We start from the raw sequence: 16,883 nt of genomic DNA on the forward strand, positions 1-16,883 counted from the left end.
TTCAAGGTCAAAACTCAGCTTTTTCAGTTTTTTGATTTAGGACCAACTGAGTTTTTTATCTTCAGGGCTGGTTTATCTCCTTCCTTATGAAAAACACCCTTCTTTTTGTCCTCGGAATTATCTTCCTTTTTTCCTGCAAAAGTCAGGAAGAATCAAAACCTCTACCTCGGATTGCTATTGCAGGATTGGCCATAGAGTCCAGCACCTTTTCTCCGGCAAGGTCCACTGCAGAGTCCTTTCGGGTCAGAGTGGGAGAGGAAGTTTTTTCATATTACCCTTTTATGGAGCCTGATTCTACCATTCGGACAAGGGCAATTTGGTTTCCAACGCTTCGGGGGCATGCTATTCCGGGAGGGATGGTTACGCGTTCCGCCTATGATTCTTTAGTGGGTGTGACTTTGGAAATGCTCAAGAAGAATTTGCCCTATGATGGGGTGTTTTTTGATATCCATGGAGCCATGAGTGTGGAGGGCCTGGATGATCCTGAGGGCGATTTTATTATCAAAGTTAGGGAAGTAGTGGGGCCCGATGCGCTTATTTCTACTTCGATGGATTTGCATGGAAATGTTTCGATGCGACTTGCCGAGCACTCAGACCTGATCACCTGCTACAGAATGGCTCCGCATGAGGATGCTTTAGATACTAAGAAAAGAGCGGTAGAAAATCTGTTGGAAAGATTGGAAACTGGAAAAGGAAAACCCAAATACAAGGCATGGATCCCTGTCCCGATTCTTTTGCCAGGAGAAAAAACCAGTACCCGAATCGACCCTGGAAAATCTCTGTATGCCAAGGTAGACCCAGAAACCAAGAAGGAAGGAGTCATCGATGCAGCCATTTGGATCGGATATGCCTGGGCGGACGAACCCAGAAACCACGCTGTCGTGATGGTGACTGGGGATGATGAAGCTCAGGTGAAAGCCAGCGCTGAATATTTAGCTGAGAGTTTCTGGGAGGTTAGAAATGAATTTGAATTTGTAGCACCGGTAGCCTATCTCGATGAAAGTCTGGAAATGGCCCTGAAGAGCGAGAAAAAGCCTTTTGTGATTTCTGATATGGGAGATAATCCTACTGCTGGAGGAGCAGGGGATGTGACTTGGACTTTGAATGAGATTTTGAAAAGGTCAGAGTTTAAATCCGAAAATGGCCCCGAATTGATTTATGCTTCGATACCCGGGCCTGAATTGATTGAAAATGCGCTGAAGGCTGGAGTGGGAAATCAGGTAGAAGGCAAGGTCGGAGCGATGGTAGATGATCGATTTGCCCAGCCGATTTTGCTCAAAGGAACCGTGATGCATATCAAGGAGGGAGACAAGGATGCTGAAGTGGAAGTGGTCGTCAAAGTGGGTTCGGTAAAAGTGATTGTGACCAAGAAAAGAAAGCCATATCATTACGAAAAGGACTTTACTGATTTGGGTTTAAATCCACGGAAAACAGACGTTTTGGTGGTTAAGATTGGGTATTTGGTCCCAGAACTTTATGATTTGAGAGGGGATTGGGTGATGGCTTTGACTCCTGGTGGGGTAGATCAGGATTTGGAGAGATTGGGTTACCAGCGAATTAATCGCCCAATGTTTCCTCTCGATATGGATATGTCTGAGCCGGATTTGAGTGTGAGGTGGATGAAAAGCTCGAATGAGGTTTTTGGGAAATAAAAAAGAAACCCGAGGCTTAGAGTCTCGGGTTTTTACTTATTTGAGCTTTTCATTATTCCGATGTCTATCCAGATCCCTGATATTTTTTTTATCAAAATTCTTTTTCAAAGCCTGCGTTAGATCCACACCGGTTTGGTTTGCCAAACAAATTAATACCCAAAGCACATCAGCTAGTTCATCGCTCAGATCCTTGCCTTTATCGGACTCCTTGAAGGATTGTTCCCCGTAGGTTCTTGCCATAATCCTAGCCAATTCACCCACTTCCTCCATCAAGATGGTCATATTGGTCAGCTCATTGAAATAGCGTACGCCAACAGTTTTGATCCACTGATCGACAAGTTCCTGAGCTTGGGAGAGGGTGATTTCTTGAGATTCCATAATGATTCTTGTTTGTGGTTGATTAGTTTTTGTGCTTGACAGGTAGTCTCATGAAAATCTGCTTGATGGCTCGCTGAAGGTCTTCTTCTAGGTTGGTTTCAAAAGATAGTTGCTCTTCTGCCCATCCTCTCCATAGGACTCTTCCGGTTTGGGTTTCGAGCATTTCTATGGTCAAAACACCCTCCTCGTACTGGTTGGCGATTACTTGTCCGCCAGATACCGGAACTGCTCCACCTACATAATAACCCGGTCCTCCAAAACCAATGCCCACGCTTACGGAAGGGGTTCGGTTGTAGCTTACCCGTTTTTCGATTTTAGTATCAAATTGAAAAACTACCTGAGGACTGATTGTGTCCAGCTTAAAACCTTTTGCTCTAATTTCGGCATCGGCATGCTCCAAAATGAATCTGGCATAGCGCTTTTCGTTTTCCTGATCTTCGCTGATAAAGTGCTTGAGATTGACCCATGCATAGGTTTTATACTCATCAAACTTTTGCCCTTTAGGCTGATAAGAATAGGTTTTCATGACCGATCCACAGCCGGAAAACATTAGGAAAAATAGGATGGCGCAGAAAGATAAAAGGAGATTTCGCATGGTTTTAAAGATAAAAAAACTCAGGAGATTAAATTTCCCCTGAGTTTCATTTGAGGTGTAAAAGGAATTAATTACCCATAAAAAGGTAACCGATGTTGATGGACAAGTAGTTTTGTCCGGCATCGAAATCACCTGCTTTGGTCACCACATTATACTTAGCTGCGACAGAAAGCGCTGCAAAAGTTTTGATTTTGTAATAAAATCCGATCTGTGGGGTAACTCCAAAGCTAAAAGCGTCCTGCTCCCAACGATACAAGCCCATATCTGTGGCTCTTTGTGTATAGACTCCACCTACGGCTGCGCCGATAAATGGATTAAAATCACCTCCTGGTTTGAGGTAATAATCTGTGGCAAACATGAATGGAGCACTATTGGTATAGCGGTATTGCTTTCCACTGATAGATTGATTGTTCAAAGTATAGGTATCGTAAGGTTTTTCAGCATAGAAAACATTCCATCCCACATAGAAGCCCACACCGATATTAGGTTGGACAAGTTTTCGATAGTCAAAGGTGATCCCTCTACCACTCACATTGGAGATATAATCCCCGAGATTTCCGGTTGGAATCCCAATGGAGTAGGAGGTAGTGGTGAGACTTTGGGCCGAAAGGGTTCCCAACGACAAGGTCAATGCTATTACGGTAAGTATGAGATATTTTTTCATGGCCTCGATTATTTGGTGTTTAGATAAGGAGATTGAACAAAGGCCTGGTCGATAGCTTTGGTCACTCGTGTGACATCATTGCTATTGGACATCAGTCCATTGCCGACCATCAACCAAGCGGTGGGAGATTCTCCTACGATATTGGTATCATCTGGGTCACTGAAATTCAAAATTACCGTACCTGTCGTATAAGCAGAGACGTTGTAGTAAGGTGGATAATACCAACCCCATCCCGGATACCAGCCTCCATACCACCAATCATACCACCAAGAATAAAATACCGTAGTAGATTTGGTCGCAGATGGCGTCATGACCATATCGGGTTTTTGATTGATCCCTACACGGTTCCAACCGTAGTTTTGGAGATTGGAAGCGATGTTTTGGAGGATAGGTTGGGCGAATTGATCCTTCATGTAGATGTAGGTCGTGTCTCCATCTTTGATCTCTACATCAATGACGATCTTGTCAGGCATGGCATAGGTAGATCTGGAGTTGAAGTCAAATTCTTCTTTTGAGGTAGTATAGACAATGTCTGTATCCTCATAGAACTGGATACCTCCAGGATAGCAACCGCCGAAAAAAGCCAGCAGGGCTACCCAAATGATTTGGCTTAGTTTTTTCATTTATGATTTGGTTTAAATTTTCTCAATCAAAAGTAGCCAAACTATGCTTCACTACAGCAAGTTTAAAAATTAAAAAACAAGTCTATTTCGTTGAATCTTGGCAAATTACAGCCCTATTCTTTCCGCTTGGGATAATGATACACTCATCAGAAAAGAGGTCTTTAGAATCTGTTAATCAGGATTCCTGAATGACCTCAAGGAATCTATCGATTTCATCTTCCTGATTGTAAATATGAGTTGAAATCCGAATGGCATTTAACTTGGCTTCATGAATCAGTCTTACTCGAAAGCCTTCCCTGTTAATTGCATCAGCAAGTTCTTTGGAGTCCATATTTTTGGAGCGAAAGGTCACCATAGAAATCCTTGATTCGGACTCTTCAGGCGTCAGTAAATCATAAGTTTTGGATAGTTCTTTGATCCCTTCATAAAGTCGGTCGCTTAACTCTTGAATTCTATTTTGGATTTTTTGTCTTCCGATTTCCTCATGAAATTTCGTGGCAGCCACCACTCCTGCAAATAAGGCCTTGCTCTGGGTTCCATAGTCGTATCGATGGGCTGTTTCTACATACCCATTTAAAGTTGGAGGGTTGATTGTCATGTCCCATCCGGAATCTGAATAACCCCCGATTTGGATTGCTTGAAGTTGGTCAAGCATATCCTTTCTGACATACAAAAAACCTGTTCCACTCGGTCCAAGGACCCATTTATGAAAACATCCAGCATAAAAATCGCATCCCAATTCTTCCAGATTCAAATCGAATGTTCCAGCACCATGAGCTCCATCAATAGCCGTGAAGATTCCTTTTTGTCGGGCAAACTCTGAAATTTCTTGAATTGGAAAGACCAAACCTGTGGTGCAGGTGACATGAGGAATGGCAATTACCTTGGTTTTCGCAGTACAAAGGGATTTGATTAAATCGAAATTTTCAGCTTGGGTATTTTTGGGTTCAAAAGTTTTCAAAGTGATCCCATGCAATTTGGCTCGGTTGAGCCAAGGTAAAGCGTTGCCGGCATGGTCATGGGAGGTGAGGATTACTTCATCCCCGGCTTTCAAAGGTAGGCCCCAAGCCATGATATTAATGCCTTCTGTGGTATTATGGGTTAGGGAAAGTTCCTCTGAGGATATTCTTAAAAAATTGGCTAGCTCCTTTCTTTCCTGATCTGAATTCCCGTATTCTCCCGTGGTACTTACGTTCAGATTTACTTCTTCTAGTTTTTGTAAAACTGGAAAAGGGGCTGGACCAAATGTGCCATTATTGAAATAAACACGGTTTTTGGACAGTGGAAAAGAGGATCTGACTAGCTGCCAGAATTCATTTTCTAGTAGGCTGTGATCTATTCGAAATTTTTGGTGGCTCTTAAAGTCCATACCCAAAATTCCAGGGAGAGCTATTCCGAATCCGAGTTTTTGAAGAAAGGTGCGTCTTGCATTCATATTCATCACTTTTCAATTCAAAAAGCTAAGGAATCCTAACTTTCTTTTTATTCCGCCCATCCAAAATTTTGAATTTTCTGGAATTCTCAAGGCAAACTTGGGTCAAATTCGGATATTGGATAAGTAAATCTCTTGCCCTATGATGAACCCCAAAGCAGAATCTGTTGAAGAATATTTGAGCTGGTACAAAAGCCCCATTCGGGAAAAGCTGGATCAAATGCGTGAAATTCTTCGAAAAGCACTTCCAGAAGCTAAAGAGGTGATTAGTTACCATATGCCAGCTTATCGGACTACTGAGGTTTTGGTCTATTTCGCAGGAGCAAAAAATCACTTGGGATTTTACCCAACCAATTCAGGTGTTGAAGAATTTAAGAAAGAATTGGCAGGTTATGTGACTTCTAAAGGAGCAATTCAGTTTCCTTATGATCAGCCCTTGCCAGAGGAATTGATCATTCATATTGCGCTTTTTAGAAAAGAGGAGGCTCAAAGAAGAGCTGAACAAAAGAAGAAGAAATAATCCTCAGCTCAATTCAAAGGTTTTTGTCACTGCCTTTGGAATGTCTTCTTGGTAGTGACTGACATAAATAAGGGTGATCGGGATCTTTTCCAGAATTGCCTGGATGGTATCTCTGAAAATAATCCGCTGCATTTCATCCATTCCCTGGGACGCCTCATCCAAAATCAACAATTCTGGCCCCTTAACCAAGGCTCTTGCCAAAATGGCCCAACGTTGCTTTTCCAGCGGAACTCGATGAATTGATAAATCCGAGAAGGTTTGAAGATTAAATAGGGTTAGCCATTGATTGACTTTTGACTCTTGTTCAGGATTTAATTTTTTAAACAATCCCATGGTATCAAAGAGGCCTGAAGCGATTACTTTTTTGACTGTTTGATTGGATGGGAAAAATCGAACTAACTCAGGGGCCACAAATCCTGTAGGCCTTTTTACATCCCAGATGCTTTCTCCAGTACCCCTTTTTCTCCCGAAAAGGGAGAAGTTTTGGGAATAGGCTTGTGGGTTTTCCCCAATCAACAAACTGATCAAAGTGGATTTTCCGGAGCCATTTTTCCCTTTTAATTGCCAGCGTTCTCCAGGTTTAACTACCCAGTTTACAGAATTCAATATTTTCCTTTCCCCATAACCTATGCTGACATTTTCCAATTTCACCACAGATTCCGCATCAAATTCCGGGCTTTTCAAAAGGTACCCCAATAAGTTCATATCCCATGGCAAAGCATAGGCTTGAACTTGATTCAAATTGTAGTTTTTCCTTTCCAATGAAGCAGTAATTCCATCATTTGAAAGATTTGCGATATGCGTGATTCCATCAGGTATTTCATGGGAGGAGGTGGTAAGTAAAACCTGAATTCCCGAAGAAATAATTACTTTCAAAAAGTCCCCAAAAGCTTCCCTGCTTTCGGCATCAAGCCCGGTCATGGGTTGGTCCATCAGGTAGAGTAGTGGCTGTCTCATCAATCCCAAGGCCAAGGCAAGTCTCCGGGTTTCTCCGTTGGACAACTTCAAAATTGACGAATCCAGAAGATGATCTAGACGTAAAAGTTTCGATACATTTTCCAGATTCCAAGGACCTGGAACAGCCGGTGAATTTTCTAAAATATACTCTTTGACCGAGGCCGCTTCATCTGCTTCTGAACTGTTAAAACGCTGTTGAAAATAGAAGTTCTGGAGGTTGGATTTGTTTCGAAATTTGTATTGCTGGGAGACATAAGAAATCAAATCCCGGAAGCTATGAACACTTCCTTCTGAAGTTTTTTTTGCTACATAGTCCTCAGCAAAATACCGGGAAATCTTTCCTTGTGATAGATGAGTGGTATCTCGAATAGTCTCCAAAAATGCGGTTAGCTCCTGACCTGAATTTCCTATTATCGCCCAATGTTGTCCAGATTCCCAAGTGAAATTCAGATTTCGAAAAGTGGTTTTTCCAAGAAAGTTGACCTGGGCTTGTGAGATTTGAAGGAGTACTTTGGGATTCAAGAACTTGTGGATTTTATAATATTCTCAAATTAGGTCTTTTGGCCTGAAATAGAAAAGTCTATAATTTTTACTTCAAATTAATTTCTAGATAGATATTTATATAATATTGATAATCAAATTAAAAAAGGTCTTTATCGAAACTATCAATAAAGACCTTTTTTTAATCAATCATTCGGATAAGGGATGTACACAAAACTGGTGAACGCCCCATCGATAACGAAGAGGCAACAAAATTCATCCGGATCTTTGTATGCTTTTTTGAAATCCTCCAAGGCCTCCTCAGCGATCAATTTCCTTTGCACAAATTCATCTACGTAGGTGATGAAGTAATTCCAGTCCAAATCCTTTTCGGCCTTGCCGATAAAGATTTTTCCAATGGGTTGCATATCCTTGGAAATCGGGAAAATCGGATAGTCCGAAAAACCTCTAGATCGAACCTGATAGGAGGCTTCCTTTAACACATCTGAAATCTTGACAAAGTCGCTAGTAATGGTGCCGAGATACTTTCCGCTGAGTTCGGGATCGTTGAAATCTGAGATCATGATTTGAGGGTTAAGCGTACGACATTTTCTACGTGGTAGGTCTGTGGAAACATGTCCACAGGCTGGACTTTTTCCACCTGATATTTTTCTCCCAAAAGAGCCAGATCTCTTGCCTGTGTTGCAGGATTACAAGAGACATATACGATTGTAGGAGCCTCCAATCTAAGGAGCATCTGGACTACTTTTTCATCCATACCAGCTCGAGGAGGATCGGTGATGATCACATCGGGTTTAGCATGATTGGCTATGAATTCATCATTCAGGATATCCTTCATATCTCCCGCATAGAAGAGCGTATTTCCAATCCCGTTGATTTGAGAGTTAAGCTTTGCATCTTCGATGGCTGCTTCGACATATTCCACGCCGATTACCTGCTTGGCTTGTTTCGCAACAAAGTTGGCGATAGTGCCTGTTCCTGTATACAAGTCATAAACTACTTCGTCTCCTTTAAGCTGAGCAAAATCTCTTGCCACCTTGTAAAGTTCGTATGCCTGTTCGGAATTAGTTTGGTAAAAGGATTTAGGTCCAATCCGGAATTTTAGACCTTCCATTTCTTCCTCGATATAGGGTAGACCTGAGAAAGTGACTAATTCCAAATCGTGGAAAGTCTCATTTCCTTTGGTATTGATCACATAAAGGAGTGAGGTAATGGCTGGAAATTTAGCTTTCAAAAAATCCATTACCAAGGTTATTGACTCAGGGTCATTTTCTCCGAACTGAACAATTACCATCGTCTGATTCGTGCTGGTGGTACGGATGATTAGGTTCCGAAGGAGTCCTTCTTGCTTTCTGATGTCGTAGAAACTCAAGTTTTTTTCTCGGGCAAATTCCTTCAAGGTGTTTCTTACCTCATTGGAAAGGCCACCCTGCAGGTAGCAATGTTCGATATCGATGATTTTGTCAAACATCTTGGGAATGTGGAAGCCCAAGGCATTTCTCTCGAATTCTTCCCCGGAATTGATTTCTTCTCGGGTCAGCCAGCGTGAGTTTGAAAAAGTAAAGTCGAGTTTATTTCTATAGTATTGAGTTTTGGCAGAGCCCAAAATCGGCATGACTTCAGGAATCGGAACTTTCGCAATTCGCTGAAATTGGTCGAGAACCTGCTGCCTTTTGTAGGTTTTCTGAAGGTCGTAATTGATGTGTTGCCACTTGCAGCCTCCGCAAGTTCCAAAATGGGAGCAGAAGGGCTCGATCCGATCTTTGGAATACTCGTGGAAGTGAATAGCTTCCCCTTCCATAAAAGAACTCTTCCCCTTGGTAATCCGCACATCCACCACGTCTCCCGGCGCCACATTGGAGACAAACACCACCTTTCCCTCATGATGTCCGACACATTTGCCTTCAGAGGCAATGCGTTCGATCGCAAGGTTAGTGATGACCTTATTTTTCATTTTTCTCGACATGGGCGCAAAATTAGGGAAAAAGGGGGAGAAGACCTTTTGGCGATTAAAAACTCTGATTGCCTATCTTTACCCATCAATTAATTAGCATGAGATTCAAAAACCAAGTAGTCATCATCACCGGTGCCACCTCTGGAATCGGGGAAGCCTGCGCAGAAGTCTTTGGACGGGAAGGCGCGAAAATCGCCATCACCGGCCGAAATCCTGAAAAGCTCCAAAAATCCTTAGCTAACCTTCAGTCAAAAGGAATCGAAGCGATCGCGATTCTCGCAGATGCAGCTTCGGAAAAGGATAACCAAAAAATCGCCGAGGATACGCTCAAGCATTTTGGTAAAATCGACATTTTGATCAATAATGCCGGGATTGGGATGAGAGCCTTATTTCAGGATATGGACTTGGAGGTTTTTCACAAAGTGATGGATACCAATTTCTGGGGGACTGTCTATGCTACCAAATATTGCCTGCCCGAAATCCTAAAGTCTAAGGGTTCGATCATCGGTATTTCCTCGATCAATGGCTATCGGGGTACCCCAGCCCGAACAGCCTATACAGCCAGTAAATTTGCGATGAATGGATTTTTTGAATCCCTTCGGACTGAGGTGATGAAAAAAGGAGTTCACGTTTTAGTTGTCGCTCCGGGCTTTACAGCTTCCAACATTCGAAATATTGCCTTGACCGCTGATGGGTCTTCTCAAGGGGAATCTCCTCGCGATGAAGGAAAAATGATGACTTCTGAGGAGGTTGCGGAGCATATTTTGAAAGCTACCCTGAAACGCAAGCGGGATATTGTGTTGACTTCTCAAGGGAAATTAGCCGTGTTTCTAAATAAGTGGATGCCGGGAATTCTCGACGGAATTGTCTATAATCAGATGGCAAAAGAAAAAGACTCGCCATTCAAGTAAATGCCCGAATCCATCTTTCAAACCTACCTCAATCGGCTGACTGATCTGTCTACCAAAAACAGATCCTTGTATCTGCCTAAGTTGGATGGTTTTGGTATGCTGGATTTGAGGGAGTTTGATTTTTTGATGAACGAACCCTCTTTTGAGCTGATTAGAAAATTGCTCGAAGGGAAAAAGAAAATTACACTCGCTCCTGAACTAGATCCCCGATCGGGAGATTCCAATCAGGTTTCCAAATTACTTTCCCGAATGGCTTTTCGGGATCAGTTGACTCAGGAAGAAACAGGGGAGCAAAGCCTTTATATAGCCTGGCTCTTTGCAGAGGGGAAATTGATCAATGGGCAGCTGATTCGATCTCCCTTACTTTTGAAGCCGATTCAATTGAAAAAAGAAAACGGTTTTTGGAACCTGATTTCGGAAGAAGGATGGCAATGGAATCCCGCTTTTGCTTTGGCTTGGAGACATGCCCATGGAAAAAGTTTGGATGAGTCATTTTCGGACGAACTTTTGGAAAATCTTCCAAAAGATGCGCTTGAGTTCCGAACAGCCTTGGCAAAATTGATTCCGGAGCACTTTTCCATTCAGGTTCAATCAAATCTCTTTGAAGACCAAATTCTTCCTTTTCCTTTATCCCAAATCTCTTTAGATCAGGAAAAATTTTCCGAAGGAAAAGTGGTTCTAAAACCCTATGCTGTTTTAGGGCAAATTGCCCAAAAGGGAAGTTTCCTTTTTTCGGATTATGAGGACTTGATTCAAAATCATGGAGAAGCTTCCTTGGAGGATTTGTTCCAAAACTTTTTTCTTCCTCAGCAGAATGAATTGGCAATTCGGGAGGAAAATCTTTTCCCCGTATTTCCTCTTGATGCTTCCCAAGAAAGCGCTTTGATCAAGGTCAGGCAAGGGAAAAGTTTGGTTATCCAAGGTCCTCCAGGTACAGGCAAATCTCAATTGATAGCCAATTTGGTTTCCGACTACATTGCTCGAGGCAAAAAAGTCCTAGTAGTTTCTCAAAAAAGGGCCGCCTTGGATGTGGTATTTGCTCGATTGGAAAAAGCGGGTTTTGGTGCATTTCTGGCATTGGTTCATGATTTTAGGGCGGATCAAAAGATCCTTTTTGAAAAAGTCAAAAATCAGATCGAGGCCATAGAGGATTACCAAAGTCAAAATCGGGGAATTAATTCCATTCAACTTGAGCGGGAACTCAGTCAATTGTCCAAGACTATTTCACGACTTTCTGGAAAATTTGAAGAACTCAGAACTGCTATTTTTGACGATAAGCCTGCGGGAATTCCCATAAAGAAATTGTATTTGGATGCTGCCATTCACGAGCAGGCTTTTTCTTCACCAGATTTAATTCAGTTAAATTTTGAAGAGGCAAAAACCTTTAAACAGCAGTTTCGGGTTTTCACAGATTATCAAACCAAATTTGAAGGAGGATTTTGGGAAAAGAGGAGGCCTTTTTCTTCGGTTCAGGCAAAGGATTTCCCGCAGATTTCAAGTGCACTGAAGAGTCTTGATGAACAAAGAAGACTTCTTCCCGAAATGCTTCAAGGAATAAATGGCAGGGATTTTTTACAATCCGCTTGGTCTGATTCGGGATTATTGGAGAGGGTTCAACTGCTCATTTTAGCTTTGAATCAGTTGTCCAAACCTGAGAATGACTTTTCCTTAATTTTTAAAGCGGGGGAGAAAAAGGCATTGGAGAAAATCCAAAAAGTCTTGATCCAGTCAGTTCAAATTTCGGAAGGGTGGAAGTTTGAATTGGGTGATTCCCTAGACCAGCTTCAAGGTGAATTGGAAGGTGCAATTGTTCTTTCGAAATCTTTCTTGGGAAACCTCAGGGCAAAATTTTCCAAGTCCAAATTCCCCCTCGTTTTTCAGGTCCTTTCCGACAATGACCTGTCTTTTCAATTAGATATTCTTCTTGATCTACAGGAAGAATGCAAGTCAAAACTTGAGGTTCAGTCCAAGATTTCCCAATTGCCCTCATCCTCATTTTTCAACCATTCTGGGGATTTCAGGAATGATATTATTCTACTTGAAAAGCTATTGAATTGGGCGGAAAAGTGGGGGCAGATTCCTGAAATCCATAGGCTGATGGATTGGAAAAATTTGTCTCATGTTGATTTCAGATCTTCATTAGACAAACTCAAAATATGGTTGGAAGGCTTTACTCCTGACCACCTGTCTTATCAGCTTTGTTTTACTGAGGAGCAGTTTTTAGAGCTTTTGGAAAAAGGGCTTGAGCAAGTATTTCCTGAAAATCCATTTCAATGGCCAACTGTTTTTTCTGAATTGATTGCCTTTGATCAGTTTTTGAACTCTTGGAAATTCAGGGATTTGGGTGCGGCTCTATTTCAAGATGTTGGTCATTTAGCTTTAGAGGAAAAGCTAGACGCGTTTTGGAATGGATGGAGGCTGGCTTGGATTGGAGAGATTGAGCGACAGCATCCTATTTTGGCAGAAATGGGTTCTTTAACCTTGGGTAATGAAATGAACCAACTCAAGACAGCTATTCTTGAGAAGCGGAAAAATGCCCGGCATTTAGCTTTGCTTCGGCTTCGGGAACAGTTGGCTGAGCACTTGGAATTCAATCGTCTTGGAAATAGAGTCACTTATCGGGATCTGCTGTATCAAGTGAGTAAAAAGCGGCAACGATGGCCCATCCGGAAATTGGTTGAGGAATTGGGAGAAGATCTTTTCCGATTGATGCCCTGCTGGTTGGGTAGTCCGGAAACTGTTTCTGCCGTTTTTCCTTCCCAACAATTATTTGACTTGGTGATTTTTGATGAAGCATCGCAATGTCCGGTTGAGCGAGGCTTGCCTGCCATGCTTCGTGGAAAGCAGATAGTAATCGCTGGAGATTCCAAGCAATTACGTCCTTCGGATTTTTATCAGGTGAAATGGGAAAGCGAGGAGGAAGGTATGGAATATGAGGCTGAATCACTTTTGGAATTGGCTTCACATTTCTTTGAAAACAATCCTTTAAGGGGACATTATCGCTCGGCAGATCCTGCCTTGATTCATTTTTCAAACGAACATTTTTATGGAAATCGCTTAGAGACACTTCCGGATTATACCACGATTCAAGCTGGAAAAACTCCTTTTTCTTGGGAAAAAGTAGAAGGAATTTGGGAGAATCAAATCAATAAAATCGAGGCTGAGGCTGTCTTGGATCGAGTTCGGGAGATTTTTGAAAAAGCTTCCAAGGACTCAATTGGGATAGTGACCGGAAATTATTTTCAGATGGAATTGATTCGGGAATTGCTTTGGAAAGCTGGATTTCAGGGTGAAGGGATAAAAGTTAGAAATATTGAAAATGTGCAGGGCGATGAGTTTGATCAGGTGATTCTTTCTTTGGGTTATGCTCCAAATCGGGAGGGAAAACTGGTTACCAATTTTGGTCTTTTGGGAAAATCTGGAGCAGAGAATCGACTTAATGTAGCCATTACCCGGGCAAGAAAAATGCTTCATGTGATCAGTTCCATTGAACCTGAAGACTTTCGCTCCCGTCAGCTGACTAATCCAGGTCTTGCCTTACTTCGAGAGTTTTTAACTTTTGTAAAAGTCCAAAGTCATAATCGATCCATCCCTGCCCCAGAAGCTAGAGTGGCTGGTTTTGAAATTGACTGGAGTTTGAAAAATCAACTGATCGATCAGGATAAAGGATACTCCAAGAATATCCCCTCTGCAGTGATGGATTTAATCTGGACAGACGCTGAAGGAAATCAAAAGGCTATTTTGACGGATGACCAGCGATTTTTTCAGGCTCCGTCTGCTAAAGCAGCTTTGGCATATCATCCCATTTTGCTGGAAGAAAAAGGCTGGAATTGGGAATGGAAGTGGAGCAGGAGGTTTTAGTATTAAGATGCGATAAGCCAGAGGTGACTTGAAAAAGGAGTATCTAGGATTAAGAAGTGAGAGATTAGAATCAAGTGGATGGCCGGGTGAAGGGGCTTGGATTTTTAGAAAATAAATCTAAATCCAAATGGTAGAATCCTCTATCAATTAATTTATTTAAATATGAATGAAAAAACATTCATTAAGTTGATTTTATCGACATAATAAATGAGATATAATTCATTATGTTTCAGGTATTATTCCTCTGCCTTACTTTTTGTCTCGGATTCTTTTTTCTATTTATGATTGATAAATCATTCATTAAGTTGTATATTTGGGTATAATAAATGATTAATCATACATGAATATTTCTCAATTATCGGATTTAGCTATTCTTCAATTGATAGGTGACTTTATCAAGAAAAAAAGAATGGACGCCAATAAGACTCAGGATACTTTGGCGTCAGAGGCTGGGATTAGCCGCTCTACCTTGAGTTTACTTGAGCGTGGGGAAAAGGTAAATCTGATCACTTTGATTCAGGTCTTGCGTGTATTGGATCAGTTGCAGCTTTTGGAGATTTTTGAGGTAAAGCATCAAATCAGCCCCATCGAATACATCAAGCTCCAAAAAAAGCAGGAGCGGCAGCGTGTCCGTAATTCCGATTTAGCTGCCGATAATCCTCCTTTGGAATGGTAATCGCAGCAGAAATCTGGCTTTGGGATCAGTTGGTCGGAGCTATCCTATGGGATGAAAGTCAGCAAGTTGGTAGCTTTGAATTTGATCGAAGTTTTTTAAAATCGGGTTGGGATATTGCTCCGGTTAAGATGCCATTGTCCCAAGGACAGCGGTTGTATTCCTTTCCCGAACTCAGAAAAAATCGAAAAGAACCCTTTGATACCTTCAAAGGCTTGCCAGGGCTTTTGGCTGATATGCTGCCGGATAAGTATGGGAACCAATTGATTAATGCTTGGCTGGTCCAGAATGGGCGTCCTACCGATAGTCTGAATCCGGTAGAATTACTTTGTTTCATTGGCAAAAGAGGGGTGGGGGCTTTGGAGATCAAGCCTTCGCTACGTCAGGATACTGCAAGAGCAAGCAATTTGGAGTTGGAGAGTTTGGTGGGGATAGCCAATAAAATCCTGAATGCCAAGGCGGATTTTGAAACAGATTTTTCCAAAGAGGAGGAGTTAGCGTTAGCTGATATCCTGAAAATTGGTACCTCTGCTGGCGGAGCAAGAGCCAAAGCAGTCATTGCTTATAATCCAAAAACCGGAGAAGTGAAAAGTGGTCAAGTTCCGGCGCCGAAAGGCTTTTCCTACTGGATCATCAAGTTTGATGGAGTGCATGATTCCCAATTTGGAGCTACGGTAGGATACGGTCGGGTAGAAATGGCCTACTATCTTATGGCTAAGGAAGCAGGAATAGAAATGAATGAATGCAGGCTGTTAGAAGAAAACGGTCGTGCTCATTTTATGACTAAGCGTTTTGACCGAACTGATGAAGGCGAGAAAATCCACATGCAAAGTCTTTGCGGAATTCGGCATTTTGATTTCAATCAAGTGGGTGTTTTCAGTTATGAGCAAGTCTTCGAGACCATGCGCATGCTGCGTTTGACTTATCCTGAGGCGGAGCAGATGTTTTCTAGAATGGTATTCAACGTTCTCGCTAGAAACTGCGACGATCATACCAAAAACTTTGCTTTTTTGATGGATCAAAGTGGAAAATGGACCTTATCTCCGGCTTATGATATTTGCCATGCTTATAGGCCTGGTAGTCTTTGGGTGAGCAGTCAATCCTTACAAGTCAATGGCAAAAGAGAAGGCATCAATGAAATGGATTTTTTGGAAGTAGCCCGTAAGATGAATATAAAAAAGCCAGATGAAAAGATTGAGCGGGTCAGAAATGCTGTGAAGCGATGGAATGAATTTACGGAGGAGGTAAATTTGGAGCCAAAACTAAGGGAGTCGATAAAAGCTACGCTTTTGGTTTAAATATACCCAGTCATTTTGTAAACGATGATGCCAATCCATTCCTTGAATAATTTGGTCCAATACTCCAGAGAAAAAGGGTCGGGGAAAAGTAGGGCTGGAATATCGTATTTCACATCATGGGAATAGTAATCCACTGGAAAAGTTTCTGTCTTCAATCCTACCTTATCAAAGCAGCCCTTAGCCCGATACATATGAAAAGCTGAGGTGATCAAAAGAAATTCCTGATCTGTGGCAATTCCATTTTCCTCCAAAAACTCCTTGGTAAACAAGGCATTTTCCCTTGTGTTTTTACTTTGATCTTCAATCAAAATATCCGATTCAGGCATCCCCGTCATGATCAGAAATCTTTTTAATATCTCTGCTTCAGTTTGAGGATTGGAAGGATTTAGCCCTTGACCTCCGGTAATCAGGATTTTTTTGATTTTCCCCATTCGGTAGAGCTGAAGGGCATGGGTGATTCGGTCAGCGCCTTTGTTGAAAAAAGTGCGGTCGTAGGCGGTTTTGCTCAGGTTAGTAACTCCCGTAAGAACAATGCCGATTTCATGAGTTTCTATTTCTTCGAAAGATTTGAGTTCGGGTTCCCAAGCCAATAAAGCCAGATTTGATAAAAATGGATTGGTGAAAAACAGTAAAAGCACAATTCCTGCCCAAAGCAACTTTTTACCCCATGTTCTCCGAATAAAAACTGCTCCACCGATCAATAACAGGAGTATCACAGTCAGTGGCATCGCCAAAAAACTCAAAAACTTGGAGAGGTAGAAGAACATGCTGGATTTTATTTGGAACAAAGAAAAGCGGGATGGATGGAATTTTCAAACTCAATGATCAAGGTATAATTTTCAAGTAGATAAGATTCCTTTGGCT

15 protein-coding genes are annotated in these 16,883 nt (G+C 41.9%); 6 read left to right on the forward strand and 9 right to left on the reverse strand.

All coding sequences use genetic code 11. From position 1 onward, the window contains the following. The first annotated feature begins 86 nt into the window (after positions 1-86). Positions 87-1,652 (forward strand): M81 family metallopeptidase, encoded by a 1,566-nt coding sequence (locus DFQ04_RS01050; RefSeq protein WP_133551835.1) that lies wholly within the window; start codon positions 87-89, stop codon positions 1,650-1,652. A 36-nt stretch (positions 1,653-1,688) separates the two neighbouring features. Here DFQ04_RS01050 and DFQ04_RS01055 read toward each other — a convergent pair whose 3' ends face one another. The 5 genes from DFQ04_RS01055 to DFQ04_RS01075 all read right to left on the reverse strand — a co-directional run bounded on the left by DFQ04_RS01055 (position 1,689) and on the right by DFQ04_RS01075 (position 5,347). Beyond that, complete coding sequence (locus DFQ04_RS01055) at positions 1,689-2,030, reverse strand: nucleotide pyrophosphohydrolase (RefSeq protein ID WP_243739608.1); 342 nt, start codon at positions 2,028-2,030, stop codon at positions 1,689-1,691. A gap of 22 nt (positions 2,031-2,052) precedes the next feature. Beyond that, positions 2,053-2,625 (reverse strand): DUF4136 domain-containing protein, encoded by a 573-nt coding sequence (locus DFQ04_RS01060; protein WP_166637226.1) that lies wholly within the window; start codon positions 2,623-2,625, stop codon positions 2,053-2,055. Between the two features lie 67 nt (positions 2,626-2,692). After that, positions 2,693-3,289, reverse strand: coding sequence for an OmpW family protein (locus DFQ04_RS01065; protein ID WP_133551839.1), 597 nt, complete (start codon positions 3,287-3,289; stop codon positions 2,693-2,695). 8 nt (positions 3,290-3,297) lie between these two features. After that, positions 3,298-3,912, reverse strand: coding sequence for a DUF4136 domain-containing protein (locus tag DFQ04_RS01070; RefSeq protein ID WP_133551841.1), 615 nt, complete (start codon positions 3,910-3,912; stop codon positions 3,298-3,300). Positions 3,913-4,087: 175 nt separating this feature from the next. Next, positions 4,088-5,347: an aminotransferase class V-fold PLP-dependent enzyme gene (locus DFQ04_RS01075; RefSeq protein ID WP_166637227.1), complete on the reverse strand. Its 1,260-nt coding sequence runs from the start codon at positions 5,345-5,347 to the stop codon at positions 4,088-4,090. A gap of 139 nt (positions 5,348-5,486) precedes the next feature. Here DFQ04_RS01075 and DFQ04_RS01080 point away from each other — a divergent pair, with 139 nt between their 5' ends. Then, positions 5,487-5,864: an iron chaperone gene (locus tag DFQ04_RS01080; RefSeq protein WP_243739609.1), complete on the forward strand. Its 378-nt coding sequence runs from the start codon at positions 5,487-5,489 to the stop codon at positions 5,862-5,864. 3 nt (positions 5,865-5,867) lie between these two features. Here the strand turns inward: DFQ04_RS01080 and DFQ04_RS01085 are convergent, their stop codons facing one another. The 3 genes from DFQ04_RS01085 to rlmD form a co-directional block, all read right to left on the reverse strand. Then, the gene (locus tag DFQ04_RS01085) at positions 5,868-7,343 is read right to left on the reverse strand and encodes an ATP-binding cassette domain-containing protein (protein ID WP_133551845.1); all 1,476 of its coding nucleotides are present in this window, start codon (positions 7,341-7,343) and stop codon (positions 5,868-5,870) included. A 164-nt stretch (positions 7,344-7,507) separates the two neighbouring features. After that, a complete protein-coding gene (locus tag DFQ04_RS01090; protein ID WP_133551847.1) occupies positions 7,508-7,885 on the reverse strand; it encodes a hypothetical protein in 378 nt (125 codons plus the stop codon). Then, the gene (gene rlmD / locus DFQ04_RS01095) at positions 7,882-9,288 is read right to left on the reverse strand and encodes a 23S rRNA (uracil(1939)-C(5))-methyltransferase RlmD (protein ID WP_133551849.1); all 1,407 of its coding nucleotides are present in this window, start codon (positions 9,286-9,288) and stop codon (positions 7,882-7,884) included. The genes DFQ04_RS01090 and rlmD overlap by 4 nt, the downstream gene beginning before the upstream one ends. 86 nt (positions 9,289-9,374) lie before the next feature. Between rlmD and DFQ04_RS01100 the strand changes: the two genes are divergently transcribed. The 4 genes from DFQ04_RS01100 to DFQ04_RS01115 all read left to right on the forward strand — a co-directional run bounded on the left by DFQ04_RS01100 (position 9,375) and on the right by DFQ04_RS01115 (position 16,019). Further along, positions 9,375-10,187, forward strand: a complete 813-nt coding sequence (locus tag DFQ04_RS01100) for an SDR family oxidoreductase (protein WP_133551851.1) — start codon at positions 9,375-9,377, stop codon at positions 10,185-10,187. Beyond that, entirely contained in the window at positions 10,188-14,048 is a 3,861-nt protein-coding gene (locus DFQ04_RS01105; RefSeq protein ID WP_133551853.1) for a DEAD/DEAH box helicase, read from the forward strand. A gap of 340 nt (positions 14,049-14,388) precedes the next feature. Next, the gene (locus DFQ04_RS01110) at positions 14,389-14,724 is read left to right on the forward strand and encodes a helix-turn-helix domain-containing protein (protein ID WP_133551855.1); all 336 of its coding nucleotides are present in this window, start codon (positions 14,389-14,391) and stop codon (positions 14,722-14,724) included. Further along, positions 14,718-16,019: a type II toxin-antitoxin system HipA family toxin gene (locus DFQ04_RS01115; RefSeq protein WP_133551857.1), complete on the forward strand. Its 1,302-nt coding sequence runs from the start codon at positions 14,718-14,720 to the stop codon at positions 16,017-16,019. The genes DFQ04_RS01110 and DFQ04_RS01115 overlap by 7 nt, the downstream gene beginning before the upstream one ends. Here DFQ04_RS01115 and DFQ04_RS01120 read toward each other — a convergent pair. Further along, on the reverse strand, positions 16,016-16,786 hold the full coding sequence (locus tag DFQ04_RS01120; RefSeq protein WP_133551859.1) for a YdcF family protein: 771 nt from the start codon (positions 16,784-16,786) through the stop codon (positions 16,016-16,018). The genes DFQ04_RS01115 and DFQ04_RS01120 overlap by 4 nt on opposite strands. Positions 16,787-16,883 lie beyond the last annotated feature (97 nt).

The organism is Algoriphagus boseongensis (genome assembly GCF_004362805.1).
GTDB lineage: Bacteria > Bacteroidota > Bacteroidia > Cytophagales > Cyclobacteriaceae > Algoriphagus > Algoriphagus boseongensis.